We start from the raw sequence: 695 nt of genomic DNA on the forward strand, positions 1-695 counted from the left end.
ATTCCATGAAGACATTTTTACCGTGCAGGTCACTGGCCTGATGCAACACCCGCAAGCGAGGCAATCACTGCGGGAAGAAACCCTGACCGTGTGCGAAGCGGCCTCGGTAACCGAAGCGGTGCAGCGGCTGAAAGTTATCCATTTACTGGGTGACTGGCCGGTGCCGGAAACGTTATCTCATCAAACGAAGGGCGTTTTTTCCCCGCTGACCGTGATGATTTATGACGCCGGGGACAGAAAAGTGCTCGGTGGCCGGTTTTATGATGAGATTGTCTGGGCGCAACCGGTGACACGGGCATCAGAACGCCTGTCACTGGAAAAGCGACAGCAGCAGTTGTGTCAGTCAGCCGTGCTTGAGCAGGGGTGGCAGAATACACAGGCTGCCCGGGCATTGTGGCATAAGGCGCATTTGTTGTCGCTGCATGGGGTTTCGCCCTGTTATCAACAGTGCCGTGAAGTGCAGGATATTCTCCGGCACGGCACGACAGTCAGCGTTTAACACATGAGGTATGACTATGGCACCTTTACGTTTAACCGTCTGGCAGGTGATTGCCGGTACGCTGCTGAAGCGTCATTTTGGCCTCAACCTGGAGGATACGGCGCTGTGTGAAACAGACACGGTCGCTGAACTGATACAAAACGGCATCCGACCCTCTGAGGCCATTAACGAATTAGTCGATAAGTACGATTTAACC

The 695-nt window shown here is 54.0% G+C and carries 2 protein-coding genes; both read left to right on the forward strand.

Annotated features, from left to right (window positions below; all coding sequences use genetic code 11):
* Positions 1-13: 13 nt before the first annotated feature.
* The gene (locus Xbud_RS19225; protein ID WP_099137551.1) at positions 14-499 is read left to right on the forward strand and encodes a hypothetical protein; all 486 of its coding nucleotides are present in this window, start codon (positions 14-16) and stop codon (positions 497-499) included.
* 16 nt (positions 500-515) lie between these two features.
* The coding region (locus Xbud_RS19230) for a TA system toxin CbtA family protein (protein ID WP_244590057.1) at positions 516-695 on the forward strand (180 nt) is incomplete at its 3' end.

The organism is Xenorhabdus budapestensis (genome assembly GCF_002632465.1).
In the GTDB taxonomy this organism is placed as follows: domain Bacteria; phylum Pseudomonadota; class Gammaproteobacteria; order Enterobacterales; family Enterobacteriaceae; genus Xenorhabdus; species Xenorhabdus budapestensis.